Origin of the sequence: Lawsonibacter sp. LCP25S3_E2, assembly GCF_052117285.1 — a bacterium.
In the GTDB taxonomy this organism is placed as follows: domain Bacteria; phylum Bacillota; class Clostridia; order Oscillospirales; family Oscillospiraceae; genus Lawsonibacter.
In genome coordinates this window covers 75511-100335 of record NZ_JBQKJL010000008.1, presented here as the reverse complement: position 1 = coordinate 100335, position 24825 = coordinate 75511, and the positions used below count along the sequence as shown (strand labels likewise).

Below are 24825 nucleotides of genomic sequence, written 5' to 3'. Positions count from 1 at the left end.
TTGAATTGAAGGTTCTGATCCTGGGCCCTAAGTCCCGATACGATGCCTATGCCCCTGATTTTCTTTCCAAGCTTCCTTTGGAATTGGCTTTTTTGGAGCAGTATGCCAACGCACTGGAGGCTGCCAAACATAATCCCGACACCCAATGTCTCTTGGCAGATGCCATTACTCCAGTGGGTCCAGATCTGATGGACCTGCTGCCCCAGCTGAAGATGATCCATTCCGAGGGCGTGGCCTTCCACTGCATTGACCTGGAGGCTGCCCGGCAGCGGGGCATCTTTGTATGCCACAACAAGGGCTGCAATGCTGCCTCTGTAGCTGAGCACACAGTGATGCTCATGCTTATGGCCCTGCGCCATGGGATCACCGGCCATCAGGCTGTGCTCCAGGGCAGGCAAATTGAAATGAAGGAGGCCGTGATGGTCTCCAAGGCCCCGGAGCTGGGCGAACAGACGATTGGCCTTATTGGCTTTGGCGACATTGGCCAGGCCACCGCCCGGCTGCTGCGCCCCTTCGGCTGCCAGCTCTTCTATTACACCGCACACCGCCGTCCCCAGGAGGTAGAGGCAGAGTTTGGTGTAACCTACCTGCCCCTGGAGGAGCTGGCCGCACGTTGCTCCATTCTTTCCCTCCACTGTGCGGTAAATGACCAGACCCGCCACATGATCAATGCCGCTCTTTTGGAAAAAATTCGTCCCGGCGCCATTCTGGTCAATACTGCCCGAGGAGAACTGATTGACAACCAGGCGGTACGCCAGGCCCTGTTGGATGGCCGGTTAGGGAGCATTGCCATGGATACCTTTTATCCCGAACCCACCCCGGCAGACCATCCGCTGGTAGCGCTCCCTGCTGAGATAGCTGACCGCGCCGTCTACAGTCCCCATTTGGGCGGCAACACCGGCGGTTCCTTTGCACGGGCCCACCAGAATATGTGGAACTCCGTACGCCTGATTTTAGAGGGTCAGCGCCCCAATTTTATTGTCAACGGCTTATAAAAAGCGGGCCGGACGCCGCCCCGCCAGAGAAAATTGTCACAGATGCCGGAATCCCCGGCTTCCCACTGACAATATTCCCTGAGCGGACTGGGTGTCCGGCCCTTTTTTGCCAATTAGAACAGATGGCTAATGATCGTCCTTTGGGACAACCTTACTTCATGCCGTTCTCGTAGGACTCGATCATCTTCTTGACCATCTGGCCGCCCACAGAACCGGCCTGCTTGCTGGTCAGGTCGCCGTTGTAGCCCTGCTTCAGGTTGACGCCCACCTCGTTGGCAGCCTCCATCTTGAACTTGTTCATAGCCTCACGAGCATTGGGAACCATAGTCTTCTTATTGCTGGACATAATGTGTCTCTCCTTTTTTGATTACTTTGTTTGAAGTCGGATGGAACATCCACCACTATCTTTGCCCCAGCTGTACAAGATATACGCGGTGTTTCTTTCCTATTTTTGTCAGGTCTCATATCCATCGCAACGATCCACCCAAATTTTCAAAATGGGGGTTGACATTACAATCCATGCATGTTATATTTGGTTCAAGGTTAGTTATAGCTAACTGCGGGAACGGGCGGGCAGCCCGCTTGTTTCTCCCCACTAGTTAGTCTATGCTAACTATAATCCGCTCACTTGTTGAGCTGGCATCACTTGCTTGAAAGGAGCACATACGAACCATGAATCAACTGGCAATTGTCTATTGGAGCGGCACCGGCAACACGGAAGCTATGGCCAACTGCATCGCCCAGGGTGCTGTAGAGGCAGGCGCCCAGGTACAGCAGATGGGCCCATCGGACTTTTCGGCAGCCCGGTTGTCCGAATTCAATGTCATCGCCTTTGGCTGTCCCGCCATGGGAGCTGAGGTCCTGGAGGAAATGGAATTCGAACCCATGTTTGCAGGACTTGAGCACTCTCTCAGCGGTAAGAAAATCGCCCTGTTCGGCTCTTATGGCTGGGGGGATGGTCAATGGATGCGTGATTGGTGTGCCCGATGCATGGATGCCAACGCGGCTGTCTATGACGGGCAGGGACTGATGGTCCACGAAGCCCCTGACAGCGACGCGCAGGAGGCCTGCCGGGCACTTGGCCGGGCGCTGGCCTCTTGGTAAATCCCCAACATCCTCCTCCCTTTTGTTCCAACTTCCCTACTTCCCTACTTCCCCTCCCCCCACACGGCTGCCGTGTGGGGGGACCCCTATTACACGCTGTTCGCACAGGAAAGGAGTTCCCTCATGGTACAATCCTTCGAAGCCACTTTGGTCAGGCAATGTGCCCTCACCCTTGCCGGAATGAAGCCTGGAAGCCTGTTCTGTATTTCCCACGCAGACCTTTCCTATATTCGGAAGCAGGCTGCTCAATGGGACACGCGGCTTCGTCCTCTGGGGCTCTGCGTGCAGGTAATGTTGGAGCGTGAGCATTCCAATTCCGCATTGGTTTACGTCTGCCGCCCCGCCCAGCTGAGCGAACTTCTCTCTCAGAACGAAACGAAGCACTTTTTAGAACACATCGGCTACCAATGGGGGCACGCGGATCGTCTTCTGGAACAGTTGGCCCAGCGCCTGCGTTCTCAGGAAGAATTTCCCCACGAGATCGGTATCTTTTTGGGCTATCCTCTCCGGGACGTCATCGGTTTTATGGAACATCGCGGCCAAAATTTTACCTGCTGCGGTCTTTGGAAATCCTACGGAAATCCAGATGCCATGAAACGGTGCTTTGCCTGTTACCGTACTTGTATCGACACCTATGTGCAGCTGTATGAGCAGGGAACCCCCATCGAAGCTCTGGCCGTCCCGGCATAAAGAAATCCCTGGGGAATCCCCAGGGATTTCTCTTCTTATGGCTCTTTTTTTCCAAGGGCGTGGGCAGTGATCTTTTCAAAAGACTCATCGCTGAGATCATGTTCGATCTTACAGGCATCCGCCGCAGCTACCTCCTCGCTCACGCCAAGCTGGATCAAAAACTGGGTCAGCAGCTTGTGACGGGTATAGATCCGCCGGGCAATTTCTTCTCCGGGGGGAAGCAGCGTAATATATCCCTCTGCGTCCATTTCAATATATCCGTTTTCCCGCAGCCGTTTCATGGCTACGCTGACACTGGGCTTTGAATAGTCCAGATGATGCACCACATCAATGGAACGAACCATTCCCTGGCGCTCTTTCAGAACTAAAATTGCCTCCAAATAATCTTCGGCGGACTCGTGAATATTCATCAACACTGCCCCTTTATCCGTGTGATTTGTACAAGATTATCACAAACAAAGGAAAAAATCAAGAAAATCCATTGCAGGCCTTGACATCTTCTGTCCTGGGTGCTAAACTGAGCACACATAGAGTTAGTTCTATCTAACTTCCACGGGACACCCCGTTTTCTTTTTTCTTTTAAGTTAGTCTTTGCTAACCTCGAGCGCCGGGGCTGACTTTCAACCTTGAATTACGGACAGGTGAATGATATGACTTTGCTGAATGCTTTGGAAGGAACGGAATATACGGTACAACAAATCGATACAGACGACGAGGAACTCAACGCCTTTTTGTTCTCTCTGGGCTGCTACACCGGCGAACCCATTACCGTTATTTCCCACTTAAAAGGCGGCTGCGTCGTCTCCATCAAAGATGGCCGGTACAACATCGACCGTCAGCTTGCAGAAGCGATCCGAATCTGAGCTTCTTTTGTTGTTATTTTGTTTTACTGCGCGCCTCGGTTAGTCTAGAATAACCAAAGTGTGTTGTAATATTACATTGTGAGCGTGCTGCTGAAAAGGAGGAACTTTTTATGCGAATTGCCCTGACCGGCAACCCCAACTCCGGCAAAACAACCATGTATAACGCCCTCACCGGGCGCAATGAAAAGGTGGGAAACTGGGCCGGTGTTACGGTGGAAAAGAAAGAGCACCTGATCAAAAAGAACTATTACAATGGCAGTGAAGATCTGGTGGCAGTCGATCTGCCCGGAGCTTACTCCATGTCCCCCTTCACCTCTGAGGAGAGCATCACCAGTTCTTATGTAAGGCATGAACACCCCGATGTTATCATTAGCATTGTAGATGCCACCAACCTCAGCCGCAGCCTCTTTTTCACCACTCAGCTGCTGGAACTGGGCATTCCTGTGGTGGTGGCGCTGAACAAAAGCGATATCAACGCAAAAAAAGAGACTACCATCGACGTTTCCGCTCTGTCCGAAAAGCTGGGCTGTCCGGTGATCGAGACGGTTTCCACCACCGCCGAGGGACTCAAGCCTGTGGTGGAGGCGGCTGTCTCCCTGCGAGGCAGGGGACAGCGGGCCCCTTATATCCAGAGGGAAATTGACCTCACCGACAAGAAAGCTGTGGAAACTGCCGACCGCCAGCGCTTTGATTTTGTCAACAAGCTGGTCTCCCAGGTGGAACACCGAAAAGTACTCACCCGAGAGAGGAACTCTGACGACGCCCTTGACGCCGTCCTCACCAACAAGCTTTTGGGTATCCCCATTTTCGCAGCTGTCATGTACCTGGTTTTCCAGATCTCTCAGGTATGGGTCGGCCCTCTGATCGCTGACACCCTGGTGGCCTGGATTGAGGGGTTCCAGGGGCAGGTAGGCGAAATGCTGGGGGATGCCAACCCTCTGCTGTCCGCCCTGCTGGTGGACGGCATCATCGGAGGTGTGGGCGCTGTGGTGGGCTTCCTGCCCCTGGTCATGGTCATGTACTTCCTCATCGCCCTGCTGGAGGACTGCGGCTACATGTCCCGTGTCGCCGTGGTGCTGGACCCTATTTTTAAAAAGGTGGGTCTGTCCGGCAAATCGGTCATCCCCTTTGTGATCGGCACCGGCTGCGCCATCCCCGGCGTTATGGCCAGCCGTACCATCCGCAATGAGCGGGAGCGCCGGGCCACCGCCATGCTCACCCCCTTTATGCCCTGCGGCGCCAAAATTCCTGTCATCGCCCTGTTTGCGGGCGCATTCTTTGACAATGGGGGCTGGGTAAGCTTTGTGATGTACTTCACCGGCATCGTCCTCATTTTCCTGGGGGCCCTATTGGTCAACAAGATCGCCGGTTATAAAAACCGCAAGTCCTTCTTCATCATCGAGCTGCCCGAATATAAGGTTCCCTCTCTGTTCTTCGCCCTGAAGGCCATGTGTGCCAGAGGCTGGGCCTACATCGTGAAGGCTGCCACCATTATCCTGCTGTGCAACACCGCCGTGCAGATCATGCAGACCTTCAACTGGCGCTTCCAGGTGGCCGAGACTGCCGACAGCTCCATCCTGGCCTCCATTGCCGGGCCCTTCGCTTATCTGCTGGTGCCCATCGTGGGCGTACTCAGCTGGCAGCTGGCCGCCGCCGCTATCACCGGCTTTATTGCCAAGGAGAACGTGGTCGGCACCCTTGCTGTGTGCTTTGTGGGACTGGAAAACTTTATCGACACGGACGAATTGGCTATGATTGAGGGTTCCGGCACAGAAGTGGCAGGAATCATTGCCATCACTAAGGTGGCTGCCCTGGCCTACCTCATGTTCAATCTTTACACCCCTCCCTGTTTTGCTGCAATCGGCGCTATGAATTCTGAGATGAAAAGCGCCAAATGGCTCTGGGCCGGCATCGGTTTGCAGCTGGGCACCGGCTACACCGTGGGCTATCTGGTTTACCAGATCGGCACTCTGGTCACCACCGGTTCTCTGGGGGCAGGCTTTGTTCCCGGTCTGGCTGCAGTGCTTATCTTTGCGGCGATTCTGGTTCATCTGTGCATGCGATCCGAAAAAGATTTGAAGCGTGAATACGCATTGAGCGGAGTGAAATGATCATGACATTCTCGGATATTATTGTTTTGACTGTTTTGGCCGTTATTCTCCTTTCCGCCGCGGGGTACATTTACAAGGCCAAAAAAAGCGGCAAAAAGTGTATTGGCTGTCCGGAAGGGGGCTCCTGCGGCTCCTCCGGCTGCTCCGGGCACTGTTCCCACTGCAGCGGTTGTCATGGTTCCCAGTTGTAAACTCCCGATTGAACCACCTTGAACCCCGCAGCATATAGTTGATTCCAGCGACTGCAGCTGCAATCATAAAATCGAATTTTCTCTTCAAAAGGGGCGCGGACAGGGAAGGATGTCCGCGCCTCTCCTACAATTGTATCCAAAACGAAGAATAAGCCTTGACTAATGACCGTATTTTTAATAAAATAGGGAAGTTATGTGCTATGGAATATTTCAAAGAGAGAGGTTCACCCATAGCACAGTAAAAAGACAGAAGGGAACGAGTATCGTGGAAGAGAAGAAATTCCAACCTTACGTGCCGGCAGACAAGGTCATGCCTGAGTTTACGGTGGTCTCCATCGTATTGGGCGCCATTCTGGCCATTGTGTTTGGCGGCGCAAACGCCTATCTGGGCCTGCGTGTGGGTATGACGGTGTCGGCCTCCATCCCCGCGGCAGTCATCTCCATGGGCGTTATCCGCAAGATTCTGCGCCGGGACTCCATTTTGGAGAACAACATGGTGCAGACCATCGGCTCCGCCGGTGAATCGGTGGCCGCTGGTGCCATCTTCACCCTGCCTGCCCTGTTCATGTGGGCAAAGGAAGGCCTTTGTGATGTGCCCTCCCTGGTGGAAATCGGCCTGATCGCCCTGTGCGGCGGTGTGCTGGGCGTGCTGATGATGATCCCCCTGCGCAGCGCCCTGATCGTGAAGGAGCACGGCGTGCTGGCTTATCCTGAGGGACAGGCCTGTGCCGAGGTGCTCATCGCTGGTGAGGAGGGCGGCGCCAAGGCGTCCACCGTGTTCTCCGGCCTGGGCATTGCTGCCGTCTACAAGTTCATTGCTGACGGCCTGAAGGTTTTCCCCAGCGAAATCACCTATGACATTGCCCCCTACAAGGGCTCCGGCATCGGCATTGACGTGCTGCCCGCCCTGGCCGGCGTGGGCTACATCTGCGGCGTGAAGGTATCCTCTTACCTGTTCGCCGGCGGTGTTCTGGGCTGGTTTGTGATCATGCCCCTGATGGCTCTGTTCGGCGGCGACCTGGTCCTGTTCCCCGCGGACAAGACCATCAACGAGCTGATCGCTGCTCCCGGCGGCGTATCCAACCTGTGGGGCAGCTTCCTGCGCTATATCGGCGCCGGCGCCGTGGCCTGCGGCGGCGTGCTCAGCCTGATCAAGTCCCTGCCCCTCATTATCCGCACCTTCAAAGACGCCATGAGCGACTACGGCAAGGGCCGGGTCAACAGCACCCTGCGCACCGAGCAGGACATCTCCATGAAGGTGGTTCTGCTGGGTATCCTGGTGGTGGCCGTGGTCATGTGGCTGGTTCCCGCCATCCCCCTGAACCTGTTCACTGCTCTCATCGTCATTGTCTTTGGCTTCTTCTTTGCCACTGTGTCCTCCCGGATGGTGGGCCTCATTGGCTCCTCCAACAACCCCGTGTCCGGTATGGCCATCGCTACCCTGCTCATCTCCACCCTGCTGCTGAAGGCCACCGGTAACGACGGCGTAGGCGGCATGATCGCCGCCATCGTCATCGGCGGCGTCATCTGCGTCATCGCTGCCATCGCCGGCGATACCTCTCAGGACCTGAAGACCGGCTTCCTGGTGGGTGCCACCCCCAAGAAGCAGCAGATCGGCGAGCTGATCGGCGTGGCCGTGTCCGCCGTGGCCATCGGCGCCATCCTGTACCTGCTGAGCATGGCTTGGGGCGGCTATGGCTCCGAGGACCTGCCCGCTCCTCAGGCTGTGCTGATGAAGATGATCGTGGAAGGCGTTATGGGCGGCAACCTGCCCTGGAACCTGGTGTTTGTGGGCGTGTTCATCGCTCTGGTGGTGGAAGTGCTGGGCATCCCCGTGCTGCCCTTCGCCATCGGCCTGTACCTGCCCATCTACCTGTCCGTGCCCATGATGCTGGGCGGCCTGCTGCGCCGCTACCTGGAGAAGCGCAAGTATGCCTCTGAGAAGGAGAAGGATACCACCGTTCAGTCCGGTGTGCTCTACTCCTCCGGCCTCATCGCCGGCGAGGGTATCGTGGGTATCCTGCTGGCTGTCCTGGCCGTCATCCCCATGGGTCTCAACGCCGAGGGCAAGACCCTGTACCTCAGCGACAAGATCAACATCAAGGACATCTTCTCCATCGGCAGCATCGGCGGCCTGGTCTGCTTCGCCCTGATCCTGCTCACCATCTACTTCTTTGCCACCAAGGACAGCAAGAAGAAATAAAACATTGCCTTTTTTCAAGCCGGGCTGTATACTTTGGTATGCAGCCCGGCTTGGGCTATTATCCATGAGGAGAAACCGATATGGCCAACAAAAAGAACAACAACTATTTGGATTTCATCCCCATTATGAACCCCAAAAACGATTGGAGCCAGGATGAGCAGGGTGTGGTCACCATCCACATGGTCCACCGGGGCTTCTACGCCGCTATTGCCCAGAAATTCTTCCACACGCCCCGCGTCAGCCACATCAAGCTGGACGAGTACGGCAGCTTCCTGTGGAAGGAAATTGACGGCAAGCGCACCGTGGGACAACTGGCCCAGCGGATGAAGGAGCAATTTGGCGACGGAGCCGAGCCTCTCTATGACCGGCTGGTGCACTATATGCAGATTTTACGCAACAACCAGTTTATCCTGTTTCAGGGAAAGGATCGGGTGAAGCCGTGAGTACGCCGCAGATCATTCTGGGCATTTTGGCCTTTGCCCTGGTCACCGCCGTGCTGTACGCCTGGGGTCTGCATAAAAACATGACCCAGCAGGGAGATCTGGAGCGGATTTTGCTGAACAAAAGTGCCCAAAGAGTGGTAAGCTATCTGAAGAAGCACCAGAGCATCTCCCTGGAGGAGATCGCCAAACTGTGCCAGGGTGTGAAGGCAGGACAATTCTGGTCCCGGCAGAAAGCCGCGGTGCAAAATCCAAAGGCCTTCGCCCCCAAGCTGGCCCAATATATGACGGAGCAGCTGCTGATTCAAAAGCTGCCCAACGGCCGCTTTGCTCGAAGATAAACAGATTTTACGAAAGGAAGGAAATAAAAATGCAGGTTTTGGAACATCTGGAACCTAAGAAGGTATTTTCATTTTTTGAGGCCATGTGTGCCATTCCCCACGGCTCCCGGAACACCAAGGCCATCAGCGACTGGTGCGTAGCCTTTGCCAAAGAGCGTGGGCTGGAGCACTATCAGGATGAGGCCAACAACGTGATTATCATCAAGCCCGCCGCCCCCGGCTATGAGGATGCCCAGCCTGTGGTTCTCCAGGGCCACCTGGACATGGTATGCGAGAAGGCCGCAGGCTGCACCAAGGACATGGACCGAGAGGGGCTGGACCTGGCCATCGACGGGGACTTTGTCTACGCCAAGGGCACCACATTGGGTGGTGACGACGGCATCGCCGTGGCCATGGCTATGGCGATGCTGGATGACAAGGACCTCCCTGCCCCCCGCATTGAGGCCGTATTCACCACGGACGAGGAGATCGGCTTGCTGGGCGCTACCGCCTTGGATGTCTCTCCTCTGAAGGGGAAAAAGATGATCAACCTGGACTCTGAGGCCGAGGGGATCTTCACTGTCAGCTGTGCCGGCGGCAACACCACCGCCTGCATTCTCCCTGTGGTTCGCGCTCCCTTTGAAGGGGACTGCCTCACCATCACCGTAGGCGGTCTTACCGGCGGACACTCCGGCGCTGAGATCCACAAGGGCCGCGCCAACTCCAATATGCTCATGGGCCGGGTGCTTCGGACGCTGGCCCAGAAGATGGATCTGCGCATTGAGCGGGTAGACGGCGGTCTGAAGGACAACGCCATCCCCGTGGAGACCCGTGCCACGGTGGTGGTATCGGACCCCCAGGCAGCCCAGCGGCTGGCTGGTGAGCTGGAGCAGATTTTGAAAAACGAGTACGGCACCACCGACCCCACCCTGTTTGTAACCGCACAGGCCGCTCAGAGCGCCCAGCTTCCTCTGGATTGTGCCTCCACCGGAAAGGTGATCTGCATGCTCCAGTGCCTGCCCAACGGGATCGAAGCTATGAGCGCCAGCATCCACGGTCTGGTCCAGACTTCTCTTAATATGGGCATTTTGGTTACGGACGAGAGCGAGGTCCGCGCCTCCTACAGCGTACGCAGCTGCGTGGATTCCCAGAAGCAGATGCTCAAAGAGCGCCTTAGCTGCCTGATGGAGCAGCTTGGTGGCCGGGTGGAGTTTTCCGGAGAATACACCGGCTGGCAGTATCAGGAGCACTCCCCTCTTCGCGATCTCATGGTGGAGGTGTTCCAGGAGCAGTACGGCAAGGCCCCCAAAATTGAGGCCATTCACGCCGGCCTGGAGTGCGGCATCTTTGCCGGGAAAATGCCCGGACTGGACTGTGTCTCTCTGGGCCCCGATCTGTTTGAGATCCACACCCCCAGAGAGCGGATGAGCATTTCCTCTGTACAGCGGGTGTGGAAGTTCCTGCTGGAGGTCCTCAAGCGCTCGAAGTAATCAGGGCTTCTCCCCGGAACAACCGAAACTGGTGCGGCGTGTTCCTCCACGGAGCATCTTGTGGGAAAGGAAGTGAGACTGTCGTGGCCGCGGACATGAAAGAACTCATTGCTCAGGCGACCAACACTCTTTTGGTCCAGAAGCATGTGAAAAAATTGACCGTGAAAGACATTGTTGCGCAATGCCATATTACCCGGCAGGCATTTTATTATCACTTTCAGGATATTCCCGAGCTGCTTCAGTGGATGATTGAGCAATACACCGAACAAATGTTCCAGGAGGTACTCTCCAAAGGGAACGGCGAGGACGGACTGCGATGTTTTTTCGTTATGGCTATCAACGCCAAGCCCTATGTAGAGCGCGGAATGGACAGCAACTATGGTCCGGAGCTGGAACGGCTGCTGCGCCACTATATCCGCCGTTTCTTCATCATGGCCTCAGAGCATCAGAACTTCTATCCTGAGTGTACCCATGCCGAGATCAAAATCATCGTACGTTACCACAGCCAGGCCATTATGGGCCTGCTTGCGGAATGGACCGAGGAGGACACCGAGCAATTGGACCAAATCGTCCATACCGTCTACCGTTTGACTATGGAAGGGATTCCCCCTCTCGCCAAACCAAAATGAAATAGTGGTTGTCAAATTTGCCGGAGTGTAAACAATCTTTACACTCCGGCTTTTTCTGTCTAGACACTGCCGCATATTGTGCTAATTGTACACGGTTCGGCCAGGCGCTACAATGTTGGGTGAAAGGAGGGTGCAGACATGGCACAGGAAATTCTCACCTTAAAACTGTGTGAATTGGAAGATCAATTTTCCCGTCTCAAAAACCGCATTGACTCCAGCCAGGCGGGCAGTCATACCCAGATCCGGCAGGAAATTACAACTCTGGAAAAAGAATATGCTCAGGCTGCTTCCGACCTGCAAAAAAATCTGCAGCGCTCCCGTGCACCAATTGCCCCGGCACTGGCCAATGTCTATACGGAAGTGGAACAGGCCATCCAACGGGCTGACAGCGCTTTTCAGAACCGCGGGCTCTCTCAGGGCAACTGCGCTGCACGAGCCGAGGAAAAAATCCTTCTGGCTGAGTATTCCCTGGATTTTGCCCTGCAAGCAGCAAACCGCGCACTGCTGCTCTCGCTGCGTGCGCTTGATGCCCAGCTCACCCTGGAAGAAAGGAGACCGCTATGAAAGAGGTTAAAACCCCAAAAAGGCCGCTTATTTACTACTATTGTATTGTCCTTCTGATGATCCTGCTGTTCAACCTGCTCATCACTCCCATGCTCTCCCGCAATCAGGTGGTGGAGGTGGATTACGGCACCTTCATGGATATGATCGAGGAAAAAAACATTGGCGCGGTGCAGGTGGAAGACACCCAAATTTTATTTACGGATAAGGAAAAGACCGTTGTCTATAAGACCACCCCCATGGAGGATATCACCCTCACCCAGCGTCTGTACGACTCCGGTGCGGAATTTACCCGTGTGATGGAAGAACCGATTTCACCCCTGTGGAGCTTTCTGCTCACCTTTGTATTGCCCATTTTGATTTTCATCGCTCTGGGGCAGTACATGCGGAAAAAGCTGATGGAACAGGCGGGCGGCGGCAAAGGTTCCATGGCATTTGGCATGGGCCGCAGCAACGCCAAAATCTACGTGCAATCTACCAAAGGCATCCGCTTTGACGACGTAGCGGGAGAGGATGAAGCAAAAGAAAACCTGACTGAAATCGTGGATTACCTGCACAATCCCAAAAAATATACCGATGCTGGCGCTTCCATGCCCAAGGGTATTTTGTTGGTAGGCCCTCCGGGCACTGGCAAAACGATGTTGGCCAAAGCGGTAGCCGGAGAAGCAAACGTCCCCTTCTTCTCCATCTCCGGGTCTGAATTTGTAGAGATGTTTGTAGGCATGGGTGCCTCGAAGGTGCGCGACCTTTTCAAGCAGGCCAAGGAAAAGGCCCCCTGCATTGTGTTTATCGACGAGATCGACGCCATTGGTCAGAAGCGAAATTCCGGCTCCTACGGCGGCAACGACGAGCGGGAACAGACCTTGAACCAGCTTCTCACGGAAATGGATGGCTTTGAAGGAAACACCGGCGTTATTATCCTTGCGGCCACCAACCGCCCCGAGTCCTTGGACCCGGCTCTCACCCGCCCCGGCCGCTTTGACCGTCGGGTCCCGGTAGAGCTCCCTGATTTGAAGGGTCGTGAGGCCATCTTGAGCGTTCATGCCAAAAAAATCAAAGTAGCGGAAGATGTGGATTTACACACCATCGCCCGTATGGCAGCCGGTGCCTCCGGCGCGGAGCTGGCCAATATCATCAATGAGGCCGCTTTAAGAGCGGTCCGCAATGGCCGTATTATCGTCAATGAAGCCGACCTGGAAGAGAGCATCGAGGTGGTCATTGCCGGTTATCAGAAAAAGAATGCCGTCCTCTCCGACCAGGAAAAGAAGGTCGTTGCCTATCACGAAATCGGCCACGCTCTGGTAGCTGCAAAGCAGACCAACTCCGCTCCGGTTCAGAAAATCACCATTATTCCCCGCACCTCCGGCGCGCTTGGATATACCATGCAGGTAGACACCGGGGACAAGTATCTGTTGACGAAGGAAGAGCTGGAAAACAAAATTGCCACCTACACCGGCGGCCGGGCAGCGGAGGAGGTGGTCTTTGGCCAGATCACAACAGGTGCTTCCAACGACATTGAACAGGCCACCAAACTGGCCCGCGCCATGGTCGCCCGCTATGGCATGACCGAGGAATTTGACATGGTAGCCATGGAGACCGTGCAAAACCAGTACCTGGGTGGAGATGCTTCCCTGTCCTGCTCCCCCGATACCCAGCGGGAAATCGATCAGAAAGTCATAGACGTTGTCCGAGAACAACATAAAAAAGCCAAAAAAATTCTGATGGACCATCGGGGCAAGCTGGATGAGCTGGCCATGTTCCTGTACGAAAAAGAGACCATCACCGGCGAAGAATTCATGGAAATTCTGATGGGAGGTGAGCAGGCATGAGAAGGCGTTCCAGATTTGGATGGCTGGAACTCATCATCGGCATCGTTCTGATCCTACTAGGAATTCTGGCCTTCGCAGAACCTGAATTTGCCCTGACCAGTATGGTCACGATCTATGGGATCGCCGCCGTTGTTATGGGAATTGCCGACCTCATTTTATACATACAGGTGGAACGTTACACAGGCTTTGGCCCCATCCTCGCCCTCATTTCCGGAATCGTGAGCGTCATGTCCGGTATTATGCTGGTGGTATACCCGAGCGCAGGAATTTTGGTCCTAACGGTATTATTCCCTATTTGGTTTGTCGCCCACTGTATCTCCCGCCTGTCCCATCTCAACCATATTCGTCTGGCCGCAGGCAATGGGATGTATTATTTTACCCTCGTGACAAACATCATCGGACTAATTTTAGGAAGTATGATGTTCTTCAATCCTCTATTCACACTGACTACGATCCGCTGTTTTGCCAGCATTTACCTCATTCTCCTGGGCATTGACAGCATTGTGATGGCAGGCAGCCCCATTGGCAGTCACTTTTGAGAAGAAGTATCGCGGTATTCACATCGTTCAATGAAACAGATTGTGCCGCCCTCTGGGCGGTGGAACCCAAAAAGAAGGACAGCCTTTTAGCTGTCCTTCTTTTTGGAGTTGACAACAGTTTCGAGGGCACACCTAAAATCTACCACCCGAACCCAAACCGGAGCCCAGCGCAGTGGGTCCGGTTTGGAACGGAGGAGCAGCAAAATAAGCGCGCTCCAATTTTTACAAAAAAAGTCGGAGCAAGCGATATGTCGCTTGCTCCGACGTGGAAAGTGGGAACAGTTTCGAGGACATGCCTCCAGGTCTGCACCCGAAACCAAATCGCAACCCAGCGAAAGCGGTTGTGATTTGGAAAGGAGGAGCAAGGGAGCGGACGGATGACGCTTTTTTATGTGTGAGCATAAAAAAGCGTCGGAGCAAAGCGGACTTTGCTCCGACGTGGTGACCCAGCGGGGACTCGAACCCCGGACCCACGGCTTAAAAGGCAGTTGCTCTACCGACTGAGCTACTGAGTCAAATATATCTGGTCAGAAAGGGGAAAATGGCAGGGATGGCTGGACTCGAACCAGCGAATGAGGGAGTCAAAGTCCCTTGCCTTACCACTTGGCTACACCCCTATATCTCACAAAAGACAAGGCAGGGGCCGGAGCCGAAGCTCCGGCCCAATCGCCTTATGGTATGGGGTGGGTAAAGGGACTCGAACCCTCGACACCCGGAACCACAATCCGGTGCTCTAACCAACTGAGCTACACCCACCATATCTGGCTGACGATTGGTTCGCCTGGTACGCCTGAAGGGACTCGAACCCCCGACCCACTGCTTAGAAGGCAGTTGCTCTATCCACCTGAGCTACAGGCGCATTTGGAGCGGGTGATGGGAATCGAACCCACGCGACCAGCTTGGAAGGCTGGGATTCTACCATTGAACTACACCCGCATGGACGGCGCGTTCCTCTCACGTCAGCTTTGAAATATTACCATATTTCTCGTAACCTGTCAATGGGTTTACGAAAATTTCTATTTCTTTTTTATAACAGCGAAGTAAAGCCTGGGCACTCCGCTTACCGGAGTGCCCCATCGCAGAAGGCGCAGCAATCTACACCACCATTTTTCTTGACCAGTGGGGGCAGATAGGGCTGTGTCTGGGTGATGCACCGGGGATTGGTGCAAACAGGCTTTGTTCCGATTTCCACCACAGGGGTCTGCTCCAGACGGGGCTGATTGGCCAGATCGGAGAGCAGCGACATCCGTGCAAACATGCCGAAGCGGGCCTGCTGAAAATAGACCGCACGGGGATCGTCATCCACATCTACAGTAATCTCATCGACCCGAGGCAGGGGGTGCATGACCAGCATATGCTCCTTGGCTCGCTCCAGCTTCCGGCGGGTGAGGATATAAATTCCCTTATTGCGCTCATACTCCAGAGGATCGACAAACCGCTCCTTTTGAATCCGGGTCATATACAGCACGTCCAGCTGAGGAATCACCGCCTCCAGACCGGTAACCTCGGTAAAGGGCATATGATTTTCCTGCATAAAGGCACGCATATACTCCGGAACAGCCAGCTCTCGGGGAGAAATCAGGAAAAAGCGAATGTTTTCAAATTTGGCCATAGCCTTAATGAGGGAGTGAACGGTGCGGCCATTTTTCAAATCGCCGCACATTCCGATGGACAACCCATCCACCTTCCCCAGCAGCCGGGTAATGGTAGTCAGGTCGGCCATGGTCTGCGTGGGATGCATATGACCCCCGTCACCGGCATTGACCACAGGCACGTGGGAATAGAGAGAGGCCGCTTTCGCCGCCCCTTCCCAGGGAGTACGCATAACCACTACATCGGCATAGCTGGAAACCATCTTAATGGTATCCTTTAACGTCTCACCCTTGGCCACAGAGGAGGAGTTGGGATCGGCAAAGCCAAACACCGTGCCGCCCAGCCGGAGCATGGCAGTCTGAAAGGAAAAATTGGTACGGGTGGATGGTTCATAAAACAGGTTGGCTGCCACCTTACCCCGGCATACATCGATAAAGGTTTCAGGAGCATCGATAATCCTGCTGGCCCGTGCATACAGCTCGTCCCATTCCTGCCGTCTCAGATCTCCAAAGTCGATTAAATGCCGCATATGCTCCGCTCCTCTTTTTTTATCTCCCGCTATCCTACCACAAACCAGCCTCTTCCGCAAGGTGGCAGGAGCGATTTTCTCTTTTTCTTGACACATCGGATAGCGAGGTATATAATACCTCTAAAATAGAGGTGTTATAGTATGAAGGTTGACAAAGAACTGACGAAGGGCAGCCATGAACTCATTATCCTAAAACTTCTCAGCCGCCAGGATATGTATGGCTACCAATTGATTCAACAGATGTCCCTGCTGTCCGATGATGTGTTTTGCATGAGCCAGGGGAGCCTCTATCCCTTTCTCCACACACTGGAGGACAAGGGGTATATTCAATCTTATCCGCAGCTGGAAAACGGCCGGGAACGGCGTTTCTATCATCTCACCCAATCTGGCCATAAGGCGCTGGAGGACAAAGAACGGCAGTGGGATCTCTATACGCGGGCCATGGCCCGGATTTTAGGAGGCATAGCAAAATGAACGCCTGGACAGACGACTTTATTGCCCAATGTCTCCGCTGTATCCCCGACCGCTCCTACCGCCGGCGGCTGGGCCAAAGAACTCAGACCGGTCTTTGCCCCCGATCTTCTGCCCCATTCAGCGGAATAATTCTCCAAAACAAGAACATCCGGTAAATTTCATTTTACCCGCATGAAACCCCTCTCTTTCCGCACCCTAACAGGTAGAAATGGAGGGGTCTATCTTTGGTCGTATTCTGGAATTTCATGTTATATAGTTTCCTGGGCTTTCTGCTGGAGGTAGCCTACGCCCATGCCACCGGCGGACGCCCAAATCGAAAATGCCTGCGGGTCCTGCCTCTGTGCCCCGTCTACGGCATCGGGGCATGCTTCATCCTTTTCTTTTCCGGCCTGGTAAGAGAATATCCCCCCGCTCTTTTCTTTCTCGGGGCATTCACCGCCACCGCTGTGGAATACCTGACCGGCACCTTTTACGAAACTGTTCTGGGGGTATCCTTTTGGGACTACCGCGATCTGCCTGGAAATCTCCACGGGCGGGTGTGCCTGCCCTTTTCTCTGGCCTGGGGCTTCCTGTCCCTGCCTCTGGTCTACTGGCTTCATCCCTTTCTCTCCACGCCTCTTACCCAGATCCCAAGTCCTGTCACCTGGGCCGCTTTGGCCGCCCTGGCGGCGGATATGCTTCTGTCCGCCGCTCTTCTGCACCGGTACAAGGATATCGCCTGTCTGAATTGGCCTGCCCATGAAAAAACCGCCGGATAACCGGCGGTTTTTGTTATTCCTCGTAGTCGTCGTACTCAGAGACGTAGGTGCGGCGCTGGAGCTTGCTCTTCGTGTAATCAACCAGCTCCACCAGTTCATTCCAATAGGCAACCACAGCGCAGGTCAAAGCGGCGACAGACAGGGACAAAGCCACAATTTTCAGCACTAAGCGGGCAACTTTCATCGAGGGTTCCTCCTTTTGTTTTGCTGTTGTCCTAAGTTTACATGATTTCAGCAAAAATTACAATCATAATTTGTGAAATTTAATGTGAATTTTCCGGTGGAAGCCGCCGATATCGAACTCCATTTTGTGGCTGTACCCCTCTTTGCTCCATCAACTGCTCCACCGTCACAAAACAATACCCCTGGGCAAGCAGGGCATCCACTACCCGCAGGGCCGCTTCCACAGAGCTTTCAAAGATGTCATGCATCAAAATGATGTCCCCATCTCTCACATGCTCCAGTACCGAGGCCACAATGCGGTCCACATCCTGGTCTTTCCAATCCTCTGGATCCACCGACCACAAAACGAGGGGACAGTCGCACCACTGCTCCACTGACGAATCCACAATCCCATAAGGTGGGCGGAGCCAAAAGCTGTCATCGCCCAAAATATTCGTCAGCTTTGCTCTGGTTTTTCCTACTTGAAGGTCGAAATCCCCCCGGCTCAGGTCTGTGACGATCACATGGTCATAGGTATGGATCCCGATCTGGTGTCCATCTGCCGCTATTCGTTCAATCAGCGCTTCGCTGCCGTCAATGCGGCTGCCCACCAGGAAGAAGGTAGCCGGTACCTCCCGCAGGGCCAAGCCATCTAACAGAGGTCCCGTGGTTTTATTGCGGGGGCCATCATCAAAGGTCAGGGCCACCAGGGGCGGCGAATCCACCTCTACCTCTGCCGGTCCTACCGCCTGTCTCAGCCGTTCCTCCCCGGAAAAAACAGGGAGCAGGGCCAGGGCGCATACCGCCGCTGTCACTCTCCGCCAATTCACCGCCTCACCGCCTTTCCAACGCATTCATAGTCAGTATGCGCAGGGCAGGAAAAGTGTTGCGATGAAAAATTTGGCTTTTAAAAAACGCCCGGCATATAGCCGGGCGTCTTTTCTCTTCCATCAGGGATTGGGTACAACTTCCACGGTATAGCCCAGATTCTTCAGGCCCTGGACAATGCCGCCGGAGCCGATCATGTGTCCGGCCCCCACCACCAGAAGGCCGGTGTGGGAACCCTCCTGCTCCAGATATCTGGCAGCATAGTTGATCATCCCCGGATCACGGTCGGTGAAGAGCTTACTCTCCAGCTCATCTCCGCCGTTAATGGTTTCATCCTTGGGATAGGCCTTTGCAAAGCCCTCCACATCCCGTGCCTTCCACTGGTCCATCCACAGGCCGATCTGCTCCGCTTCCTCCTGCAGGGCCTCCTGTCCATCCTGGGTAAGCGCATCCTCTCCCAGTATGGCGGTAAGGGCGGATTTGGTGCTCTCATCCATGGTGTTGACATCCAGCAGCATCAAAAGTCCGCCGGCCAGATAGGCTTCCTGATATTCCGGCGAGAGGGTATCAAAGATTCCACCCTGGAAGGCATAGGTCTCCACCGCGCCGATATCAATGCCGGCATTGGCCGCCTTGGCATTGACGTAGAGGTCAATGGCCATAGCGTTGCTGCCGGTGGTGTCATCCAGCAGAGCCAAGGACTGGAAGCTGCTGGCCAGGGCCCAGGCCTTGTACTGAGACACGGTAGCCTCGTCCATTCCCATCATAGAGGCAGTATTCACTACCACCTGATAAAGCTCCGGAGAAATGTGGTCAGCCAGCGTGGTACCGTCAGAGTAGACCTGCATGGCAGCAAACTCAGCCAATCCCGCTTCATCGTTGAAATCCAGCTCAAAGGACACCTGCTCCGCATTGAGAATGATGTCCCGCAGCTGCTTATGGAACGGATAGACATTGTTTCGGTCGGTATGGATGCTCCCCAGAAGATAGAGGGTATTGCCATTGCCCTCCGCCTTCCACAAAAGTCCAAGAGAACCGGCATTCTGCTGGTCATAGAGGTTCAGCACAAGGCTGTTCGCCATGGTAGCAGCCTCCATCAGCGTACAGGGACGGTCCAGATTCAGCCCGGTCCCATCACCGGCCAGGGCACCCACCGAGGTCATAAAGGCCTCCGGCCCCTCCTCTACGCCGGGGAAGGCATAGGCGGCTGCCTCCTGATAGAGGGCATTGATCACGCCGCCCCGTGTGGTGTCAATGACCAGGGCGGTATCATCCGCTTCCCGCTGGTCCATTTCCAGCAGCGCCAGCTTATCTCCCACCACCTGGGTCAGGTTGGAGAGCTGCTCTTTGGTAATGGTCTGGCTGTGCTGGGTGTATAGTTCATCCCCAAACAGGCCCATGGCATAGCCATCGGCCAGCACTCCGTAGGCCCAGCTGGGAACGGGCTGCGGTGTCTCCTCTGCCGCAAATACCGGCATAGCTCCACCCGCCATACATAGGGTCAGCAGCAGTGCAAGCAGTTTCTTCATACTCGCGTTCTTCCTTTCTTCTGTCATACAGATTTTGCTTCATTGTAACATGGTGGAGGGGAAAGTCAATTGGTTTTTTCTGAAGGCTTTCTGAAAAAAGGCCGCCTTTCGGCGGCCTTTGGAAAAGCTTTACTGCTTTGGCACCGTTTTGGTGATGGTAGCCTTGGGATCTTCGGTATCGAAAATCGTCTTGGCACCCGCCGCCAGGCCCGCAAGGCCCTGAATTTCGCTGGGGATGATGATCTTAGTGGCCTTGCCGTTAGCAGCGGCAGTGAAGGCCTCCAGAGCCTTGATCTTGATGACGCCATCTCCAGGCGAAGCTTCATTGATGAGCTTAATGGCATCGGCGGTAGCCTGCTGCACCTTCATAATAGCCTCAGCTTCTGCTTCCGCCTCCAGAATCTTGGCCTGCTTGGCACCCTCGGCCTGGAGAATGGCCGCCTGCTTTGCCGCGTCGGCCCGAAGAATGGCGGACTGCTTTTCGCCCTCAGCCACCAGGATCTGAGACTGCTTCTGGCCCTCGGCCTGGAGGATGGCCTCACGGCGCTCACGCTCAGCCCGCATCTGCTTCTCCATAGACTCCTGAATGTCACGGGGAGGCATGATGTTCTTCAGCTCCACCCGGTTGACCTTGATGCCCCAGCTGTCCGTGGCCTCGTCCAGAATGGCACGCATCTGGCTGTTAATATGGTCACGGCTGGTGAGGGACTGGTCCAGCTCCAAATCGCCGATGATGTTACGCAGGGTAGTGGCGGTGAGGTTCTCAATGGCGGACATGGGGTTTTCTACCCCGTAGGTGTAGAGCTTGGGGTCTGTGATCTGGAAGTAGATCACCGTGTCAATCTGCATGGTCACGTTATCCTTGGTGATCACAGGCTGGGGCGGAAAATCCACCACCTGCTCCTTCAGGGACACGTTTTTGGCCACCCGCTCCACAATGGGCACCTTAAAGTGGACACCCACACCCCATACGGTGCGGAAGGCACCCAGCCACTCAATGACATAAGCACGGGACTGGGGTACAATGCGCACGATGCTGGCCAGAACGGCAAAGAGGATCAGTGCTACTACGACCACAACAACAGTAGTAATGATATAATCCATAACGTACTCTCCTTCTCTTCTTCATTTGCAAGCTCACATTTATGGTTTGGTTTCCACAATGACCTTGACGCCCTCAATACGCAGCACACGCACCTCGGTTCCCTCTGGAATCACCACATCGTGGGCAGAGCGGGCCGACCAAATCTGTCCATCCACCCGAACCTGCCCCCGCGCCTGTGCATTGTCTACTGTTTCGGTAACCAGAGCAGTTTCTCCCAGCACCCGGTCGGCATTGGTTCGCGCCACTTTGTTCTGAAACATTTTTTTGCTCAGAGGCTTAAATAGCAGCAGGCTAACCGCAGACAGCACCAGGAAAACCCCGATCTGGAGCCAAAGTCCTCCGCCAAGGGCCGCCGTGGCCATGCCTCCCAGGGACCCAATGGCAAACCACACGGACACCAGTCCCACTGTCACTCCTTCACCTACGGCGAAGACAACAAAAGCGACCAGCCAGAACACCGTCATGCTCATATCATCCCCTCCTCTCTTTCCGACGATGGAGCATCTCGGCTTATTTGTTACATCATATCATAGCCTGCAAACAATTACTACAGCTTCTTTGCATCGTTAACAAATTTTTAATTTAATGCAGTAAAAGGACCGCCTTATGGCGGTCCTTTTACTGCAGTTCATAGTTATCCTTTTGCCACCGCTTCCGCCACCCGGATTCCATCCACTGCCGCGCTGACGATACCACCGGCATACCCCGCGCCCTTCCCACAGGGTAAGGCCCTGTGGGAACCCATTGGAATTGAAATCCTCGGGCGAACTAAATTCGCCCTGCGGAAATTCTTCGCTGCGCTTGAATTTACGGCCTAGCGGCCGCCCCATCCAGGATGGGGCCCCGGCGAGGGCTTATCCTTTTGCCACCGCTTCCGCCACCCGGATTCCATCTACCGCCGCGCTGACGATACCACCGGCATACCCCGCGCCCTCGCCGCAGGGATAGAGGCCCCGGACAGCGGACTGAAAATCCTCCCCCCGCAAAATCCGCACCGGAGAGGAGGAGCGGGTCTCCACCCCGGTCAGCACGCCGTCGCAGGCGGCAAACCCGTGAAGCTTACGGTCCATCAGGGGTAAGGCCTGGCGCAGGGTATCGCTCACTGCCTGAGGCAGGCAATCGTCCATCTGTGTCCAGCGCACACCCGGCCGGTAGGTGGGCAGAATGGTTCCCGGTCCCTCAGAGGGCCGCCGGGCAAGAAAGTCCTCCACCCGCTGGGCCGGGGCCCGGTAATCTTCCCCGCCCAGGCGAAACGCTGAGCGCTCCCACTGTTCCTGGAAGCTCACACCGGCCAGCACATCCTCCCCAGGGAAATCCTCAGGGCCCACGCCCACCAATAGTCCGCCGTTGATATTCTTTCCGTCCCGTGCCCGCAAACTCATGCCATTGGTGACCACACCGCCCTGCTCTGAGGCGGCGGCCACCACTTGACCGCCGGGGCAGACGCAGAAGGTGAAGGCAGAGCGCCCTCCCGGCAGATGGCAGGCCAGTTTATAGTCCGAGGGAGGCAGCAATTCAAAAGCTTGGCCATACTGCTGACGGCTGATGGCCGTCTGGTCATGCTCAATACGCACCCCGATGGCAAAATTTTTCTTCTCCATGGGCACTCCTGCATCCCGGAGCATGCGGAAGGTATCCCGTGCAGAATGGCCGGGGGCCAGCACCAGGGCATCACAGGCCAGCCGGTATTCCCCCGCCGGCCCCATAACGTGAATTTCCTTCACCTGGTCCCCCTCCAGCACCAAGCCCTCCAGCCTGTGCCCAAAACGGACATCACACCCCAGGGAGACAAGTTCTTCCCGCATGGTCTTTACCACCCGGCGCAGCACATCCGTGCCCACGTGAGGCTTGTGGGAGTACTTCACGTCCTTGGGGGCTCCCGCCTCCACCAGGGTATCCAACACCGCCCCGATCCGGGGGTCATGGGTACCGGTGGTCAGCTTTCCGTCGGAGAAAGTACCGGCACCGCCCTCTCCAAACTGGACATTGGAGCTCTCATCCAGCTCGCCCCCGGCCCAGAATTTCTCCACATCCACCGTCCGGGCGTCCACATCCTTCCCCCGCTCCAACACGATGGACGGGATCCCATTGCGGGCCAGAAACAGGGCGGCAAACAGCCCCGCCGGTCCCATACCCACCACCACGGGAGGCATCGGGGAGGTTCTTCCCACACCGGGGAACGCATAGGTCCGCCGCTCCACCAGAGTAATATTCTTTCCCGGCGCGTTCCGAACCAGCCGCTCCTCCTGGGCCATGGACAGCTCCACGGTATAGACGTAATGCGTCTCGTTTTTATTCCGGGCATCAATGGACTGCCGGACGATTTCCAGCTCCCCCAGTTCTCCAGGGCGCACCCCAAGGGCTCGGGCCGCCCGCTTACGAAGCTGCTCCAGATCTCCTCCGGGAGGCAGGGGCAGGTTTCCAATGCGGATCATGCAATCACCATACTTTTCTTTGGGATCTTCTCCCCCATTTTTTCTTATTGTATCATAGTTGCCCCGGAAAGAAAACGCGTTTTTCCCAGGCAGCAAAAAATGCCCGCCGGCCAAACGGTCGGCGGGCACGAATGTTTGGGAGTTTATAGGAAAACCTTGCTCTCGGCCCGGCGGGCGGCATACTGGTCCTCCAGCTCATGCTGGTGGTACAGATAGCCCTCGTGGTCGAAATACTTGGCGCCCATGGGGCACTTTTTCACACAGGCACAGCACTTGATGCACTTGCCTACCACATTGGACACGTCATTGGGATCAATGGAACCCATGGGGCACAGGCGGGCACACAGGCCGCACTTGACGCACTTGTCCGGGTCGGTGACGGGCTTTGCCTTCAGAAAATCCTTGATGGGCTCGCCATGGCGGTCCCTGGGGGTGTAGTAGGGACGGATGGGATCGCAGCCCTCCACCGAAACGGGGACCTCAGGCAGCTGAGAGAGCTCCTTCACCTTCTGAACGGTCTTTTGGGCCAGCTCATCCACCAAAGCCATATCCGCCTCATCCGGGCGGCCAGCGCCCAGGATCTTGGAGAAGGAATGCTCACCTACAATGGCGGCGGCGGAAACAGGGCAGAAGCCATTGCCCGCCATCACATTGCGCAGCTCCATAAGACCGTCGTCAAAATTCCGGTTGCCATAGAGCACCACGGGAACCGCCAGGGTCCCCTGGCCGTGGATGCTGTTCTGAACAAAGGGCAGCAGCAGGTTGGGCACCCGTCCGGCGTACACCGGGGTACCCAGCACCACCAGGTCCTCCGGACCGAAATTCAGCTCGTTGGCCCGGCCGGCCGGCTGGGTATAGTTGTGCGCCTGATACTCCGCACCCAAGCCCTGGGCAATGGCTTTCGCCAAATGGGTGGCCACCTTTTCCGTCGTTCCGGTGCCACTGAAATAGACGGCCCAGACAGTTTTGATCTCCATATGGATTCCTCCTTAACCTTCCCTTTTCTCGCCCCGCAGGCGTTTCGCGTTTAAGTACCCCTCTAAAATCAGGCTGGCCGCCACCGCGTCCACAGTCTTCTTTCGTTTTTTGGCGTTTTTCCCCGACTCAAAGAGAATTCGGTGGGCATCTACGGTGGTGCGCCGCTCATCCCACAGCACCACCGCCATCCCCGTGCACGCCTCCAGCTGCCCGGCAAACTCCCGGTAAAGCTGGGCACGGGGGCCCTCGGTGCCATCCATATTCCGGGGAAAGCCCATGACCAGCTCCTCCACCTGGTACTCCTTCACCAGCTTGGACAGCTCCTCCAGCACCACCTCAGCCTTTCGGCTGTGAATGGTAGTGACCGTACCCGCCAACAGCCCGGTTGGGTCGGACAGAGCCACCCCAGTATGGGCATCTCCATAATCAACAGCCATGACGCGCATGACATCCCTCCTGTTCTTGCCCC

General features: G+C 55.6%; 27 protein-coding genes and 5 tRNA genes. 16 read left to right on the top strand and 16 right to left on the bottom strand.

Features of this window, described 5'->3' with window-relative positions; genetic code table 11:
* The first annotated feature begins 5 nt into the window (after positions 1 to 5).
* A complete protein-coding gene (locus ACTQ3R_RS09075; protein WP_441778808.1) occupies positions 6 to 995 on the top strand; it encodes an NAD(P)-dependent oxidoreductase in 990 nt (329 codons plus the stop codon).
* Positions 996 to 1146: 151 nt separating this feature from the next.
* On the opposite strand, the gene ACTQ3R_RS09070 is transcribed toward ACTQ3R_RS09075, so the two are convergent.
* Positions 1147 to 1341, bottom strand: a complete 195-nt coding sequence (locus ACTQ3R_RS09070; RefSeq protein ID WP_441778807.1) for an alpha/beta-type small acid-soluble spore protein — start codon at positions 1339 to 1341, stop codon at positions 1147 to 1149.
* A 326-nt stretch (positions 1342 to 1667) separates the two neighbouring features.
* Here ACTQ3R_RS09070 and ACTQ3R_RS09065 point away from each other — a divergent pair, with 326 nt between their 5' ends.
* Positions 1668 to 2099 carry a flavodoxin gene (locus ACTQ3R_RS09065; RefSeq protein ID WP_441778806.1) on the top strand — a complete coding sequence of 144 codons (432 nt, stop codon included), beginning with the start codon at positions 1668 to 1670 and terminating at the stop codon, positions 2097 to 2099.
* 123 nt (positions 2100 to 2222) lie between these two features.
* Complete coding sequence (locus tag ACTQ3R_RS09060; RefSeq protein ID WP_441778805.1) at positions 2223 to 2789, top strand: DUF3793 family protein; 567 nt, start codon at positions 2223 to 2225, stop codon at positions 2787 to 2789.
* 35 nt (positions 2790 to 2824) lie between these two features.
* Here the strand turns inward: ACTQ3R_RS09060 and ACTQ3R_RS09055 are convergent, their stop codons facing one another.
* Positions 2825 to 3199, bottom strand: a complete 375-nt coding sequence (locus ACTQ3R_RS09055) for a metal-dependent transcriptional regulator (protein WP_441778804.1) — start codon at positions 3197 to 3199, stop codon at positions 2825 to 2827.
* Between the two features lie 240 nt (positions 3200 to 3439).
* On the opposite strand from ACTQ3R_RS09055, the gene ACTQ3R_RS09050 reads away from it, so the two are divergent.
* From ACTQ3R_RS09050 to ACTQ3R_RS09005, 10 genes are all read left to right on the top strand, one after another.
* Positions 3440 to 3652, top strand: a complete 213-nt coding sequence (locus ACTQ3R_RS09050) for a FeoA family protein (protein WP_441778803.1) — start codon at positions 3440 to 3442, stop codon at positions 3650 to 3652.
* 110 nt (positions 3653 to 3762) lie between these two features.
* Complete coding sequence (gene feoB, locus ACTQ3R_RS09045; RefSeq protein ID WP_441778802.1) at positions 3763 to 5763, top strand: ferrous iron transporter B; 2001 nt, start codon at positions 3763 to 3765, stop codon at positions 5761 to 5763.
* A gap of 456 nt (positions 5764 to 6219) precedes the next feature.
* Positions 6220 to 8157 (top strand): OPT family oligopeptide transporter, encoded by a 1938-nt coding sequence (locus ACTQ3R_RS09040; protein ID WP_441778801.1) that lies wholly within the window; start codon positions 6220 to 6222, stop codon positions 8155 to 8157.
* 80 nt (positions 8158 to 8237) lie between these two features.
* Complete coding sequence (locus tag ACTQ3R_RS09035; protein WP_441778800.1) at positions 8238 to 8600, top strand: PqqD family protein; 363 nt, start codon at positions 8238 to 8240, stop codon at positions 8598 to 8600.
* Complete coding sequence (locus ACTQ3R_RS09030; RefSeq protein WP_441778799.1) at positions 8597 to 8938, top strand: hypothetical protein; 342 nt, start codon at positions 8597 to 8599, stop codon at positions 8936 to 8938. Before ACTQ3R_RS09035 ends, ACTQ3R_RS09030 begins: the two co-directional genes overlap by 4 nt.
* A 29-nt stretch (positions 8939 to 8967) precedes the next feature.
* Entirely contained in the window at positions 8968 to 10407 is a 1440-nt protein-coding gene (locus tag ACTQ3R_RS09025) for an aminoacyl-histidine dipeptidase (protein ID WP_441778798.1), read from the top strand.
* A gap of 95 nt (positions 10408 to 10502) precedes the next feature.
* Positions 10503 to 11036, top strand: coding sequence for a TetR/AcrR family transcriptional regulator (locus ACTQ3R_RS09020; RefSeq protein WP_441778797.1), 534 nt, complete (start codon positions 10503 to 10505; stop codon positions 11034 to 11036).
* A 138-nt stretch (positions 11037 to 11174) separates the two neighbouring features.
* Entirely contained in the window at positions 11175 to 11600 is a 426-nt protein-coding gene (locus ACTQ3R_RS09015; protein ID WP_441778796.1) for a hypothetical protein, read from the top strand.
* Positions 11597 to 13426 (top strand): ATP-dependent zinc metalloprotease FtsH, encoded by a 1830-nt coding sequence (gene ftsH / locus ACTQ3R_RS09010; RefSeq protein ID WP_441778795.1) that lies wholly within the window; start codon positions 11597 to 11599, stop codon positions 13424 to 13426. The genes ACTQ3R_RS09015 and ftsH overlap by 4 nt, the downstream gene beginning before the upstream one ends.
* Complete coding sequence (locus tag ACTQ3R_RS09005; protein WP_441778794.1) at positions 13423 to 13965, top strand: HdeD family acid-resistance protein; 543 nt, start codon at positions 13423 to 13425, stop codon at positions 13963 to 13965. Before ftsH ends, ACTQ3R_RS09005 begins: the two co-directional genes overlap by 4 nt.
* A 439-nt stretch (positions 13966 to 14404) precedes the next feature.
* Here the strand turns inward: ACTQ3R_RS09005 and ACTQ3R_RS09000 are convergent.
* From ACTQ3R_RS09000 to pyrB, 6 genes are all read right to left on the bottom strand, one after another.
* Positions 14405 to 14480: transfer RNA gene (locus tag ACTQ3R_RS09000), tRNA-Lys, on the bottom strand.
* A gap of 27 nt (positions 14481 to 14507) precedes the next feature.
* Positions 14508 to 14582 (bottom strand) — tRNA-Gln (locus tag ACTQ3R_RS08995).
* 62 nt (positions 14583 to 14644) lie between these two features.
* A tRNA-His gene (locus ACTQ3R_RS08990) sits at positions 14645 to 14721 on the bottom strand.
* A 26-nt stretch (positions 14722 to 14747) separates the two neighbouring features.
* Positions 14748 to 14824: transfer RNA gene (locus ACTQ3R_RS08985), tRNA-Arg, on the bottom strand.
* Positions 14825 to 14827: 3 nt separating this feature from the next.
* Positions 14828 to 14901: transfer RNA gene (locus tag ACTQ3R_RS08980), tRNA-Gly, on the bottom strand.
* A 124-nt stretch (positions 14902 to 15025) separates the two neighbouring features.
* A complete protein-coding gene (pyrB, locus tag ACTQ3R_RS08975; RefSeq protein WP_441778793.1) occupies positions 15026 to 16087 on the bottom strand; it encodes an aspartate carbamoyltransferase in 1062 nt (353 codons plus the stop codon).
* A gap of 141 nt (positions 16088 to 16228) precedes the next feature.
* Here pyrB and ACTQ3R_RS08970 point away from each other — a divergent pair, with 141 nt between their 5' ends.
* From ACTQ3R_RS08970 to ACTQ3R_RS08960, 3 genes are all read left to right on the top strand, one after another.
* Complete coding sequence (locus tag ACTQ3R_RS08970) at positions 16229 to 16561, top strand: PadR family transcriptional regulator (RefSeq protein ID WP_441778792.1); 333 nt, start codon at positions 16229 to 16231, stop codon at positions 16559 to 16561.
* Positions 16558 to 16716 (top strand): hypothetical protein, encoded by a 159-nt coding sequence (locus tag ACTQ3R_RS08965; RefSeq protein WP_441778791.1) that lies wholly within the window; start codon positions 16558 to 16560, stop codon positions 16714 to 16716. Before ACTQ3R_RS08970 ends, ACTQ3R_RS08965 begins: the two co-directional genes overlap by 4 nt.
* A gap of 69 nt (positions 16717 to 16785) precedes the next feature.
* Positions 16786 to 17319 carry a putative ABC transporter permease gene (locus tag ACTQ3R_RS08960; RefSeq protein ID WP_441778790.1) on the top strand — a complete coding sequence of 178 codons (534 nt, stop codon included), beginning with the start codon at positions 16786 to 16788 and terminating at the stop codon, positions 17317 to 17319.
* A gap of 13 nt (positions 17320 to 17332) precedes the next feature.
* On the opposite strand, the gene ACTQ3R_RS08955 is transcribed toward ACTQ3R_RS08960, so the two are convergent.
* The 8 genes from ACTQ3R_RS08955 to ruvX all read right to left on the bottom strand — a co-directional run bounded on the left by ACTQ3R_RS08955 (position 17333) and on the right by ruvX (position 24802).
* A complete protein-coding gene (locus ACTQ3R_RS08955; protein WP_441778789.1) occupies positions 17333 to 17503 on the bottom strand; it encodes a hypothetical protein in 171 nt (56 codons plus the stop codon).
* Positions 17504 to 17582: 79 nt separating this feature from the next.
* A complete protein-coding gene (locus ACTQ3R_RS08950; protein ID WP_441778788.1) occupies positions 17583 to 18311 on the bottom strand; it encodes a polysaccharide deacetylase family protein in 729 nt (242 codons plus the stop codon).
* A 120-nt stretch (positions 18312 to 18431) separates the two neighbouring features.
* Positions 18432 to 19838 carry a TraB/GumN family protein gene (locus ACTQ3R_RS08945; protein WP_441778787.1) on the bottom strand — a complete coding sequence of 469 codons (1407 nt, stop codon included), beginning with the start codon at positions 19836 to 19838 and terminating at the stop codon, positions 18432 to 18434.
* Between the two features lie 129 nt (positions 19839 to 19967).
* Positions 19968 to 20942, bottom strand: coding sequence for an SPFH domain-containing protein (locus ACTQ3R_RS08940; RefSeq protein ID WP_441778786.1), 975 nt, complete (start codon positions 20940 to 20942; stop codon positions 19968 to 19970).
* 39 nt (positions 20943 to 20981) lie between these two features.
* Complete coding sequence (locus ACTQ3R_RS08935; protein ID WP_441778785.1) at positions 20982 to 21413, bottom strand: NfeD family protein; 432 nt, start codon at positions 21411 to 21413, stop codon at positions 20982 to 20984.
* 384 nt (positions 21414 to 21797) lie between these two features.
* Positions 21798 to 23378, bottom strand: coding sequence for an NAD(P)/FAD-dependent oxidoreductase (locus tag ACTQ3R_RS08930; protein WP_441778784.1), 1581 nt, complete (start codon positions 23376 to 23378; stop codon positions 21798 to 21800).
* A gap of 143 nt (positions 23379 to 23521) precedes the next feature.
* Positions 23522 to 24355 carry an EFR1 family ferrodoxin gene (locus ACTQ3R_RS08925; protein WP_441778783.1) on the bottom strand — a complete coding sequence of 278 codons (834 nt, stop codon included), beginning with the start codon at positions 24353 to 24355 and terminating at the stop codon, positions 23522 to 23524.
* A 12-nt stretch (positions 24356 to 24367) separates the two neighbouring features.
* The gene (gene ruvX / locus ACTQ3R_RS08920; RefSeq protein WP_441778782.1) at positions 24368 to 24802 is read right to left on the bottom strand and encodes a Holliday junction resolvase RuvX; all 435 of its coding nucleotides are present in this window, start codon (positions 24800 to 24802) and stop codon (positions 24368 to 24370) included.
* Positions 24803 to 24825 lie beyond the last annotated feature (23 nt).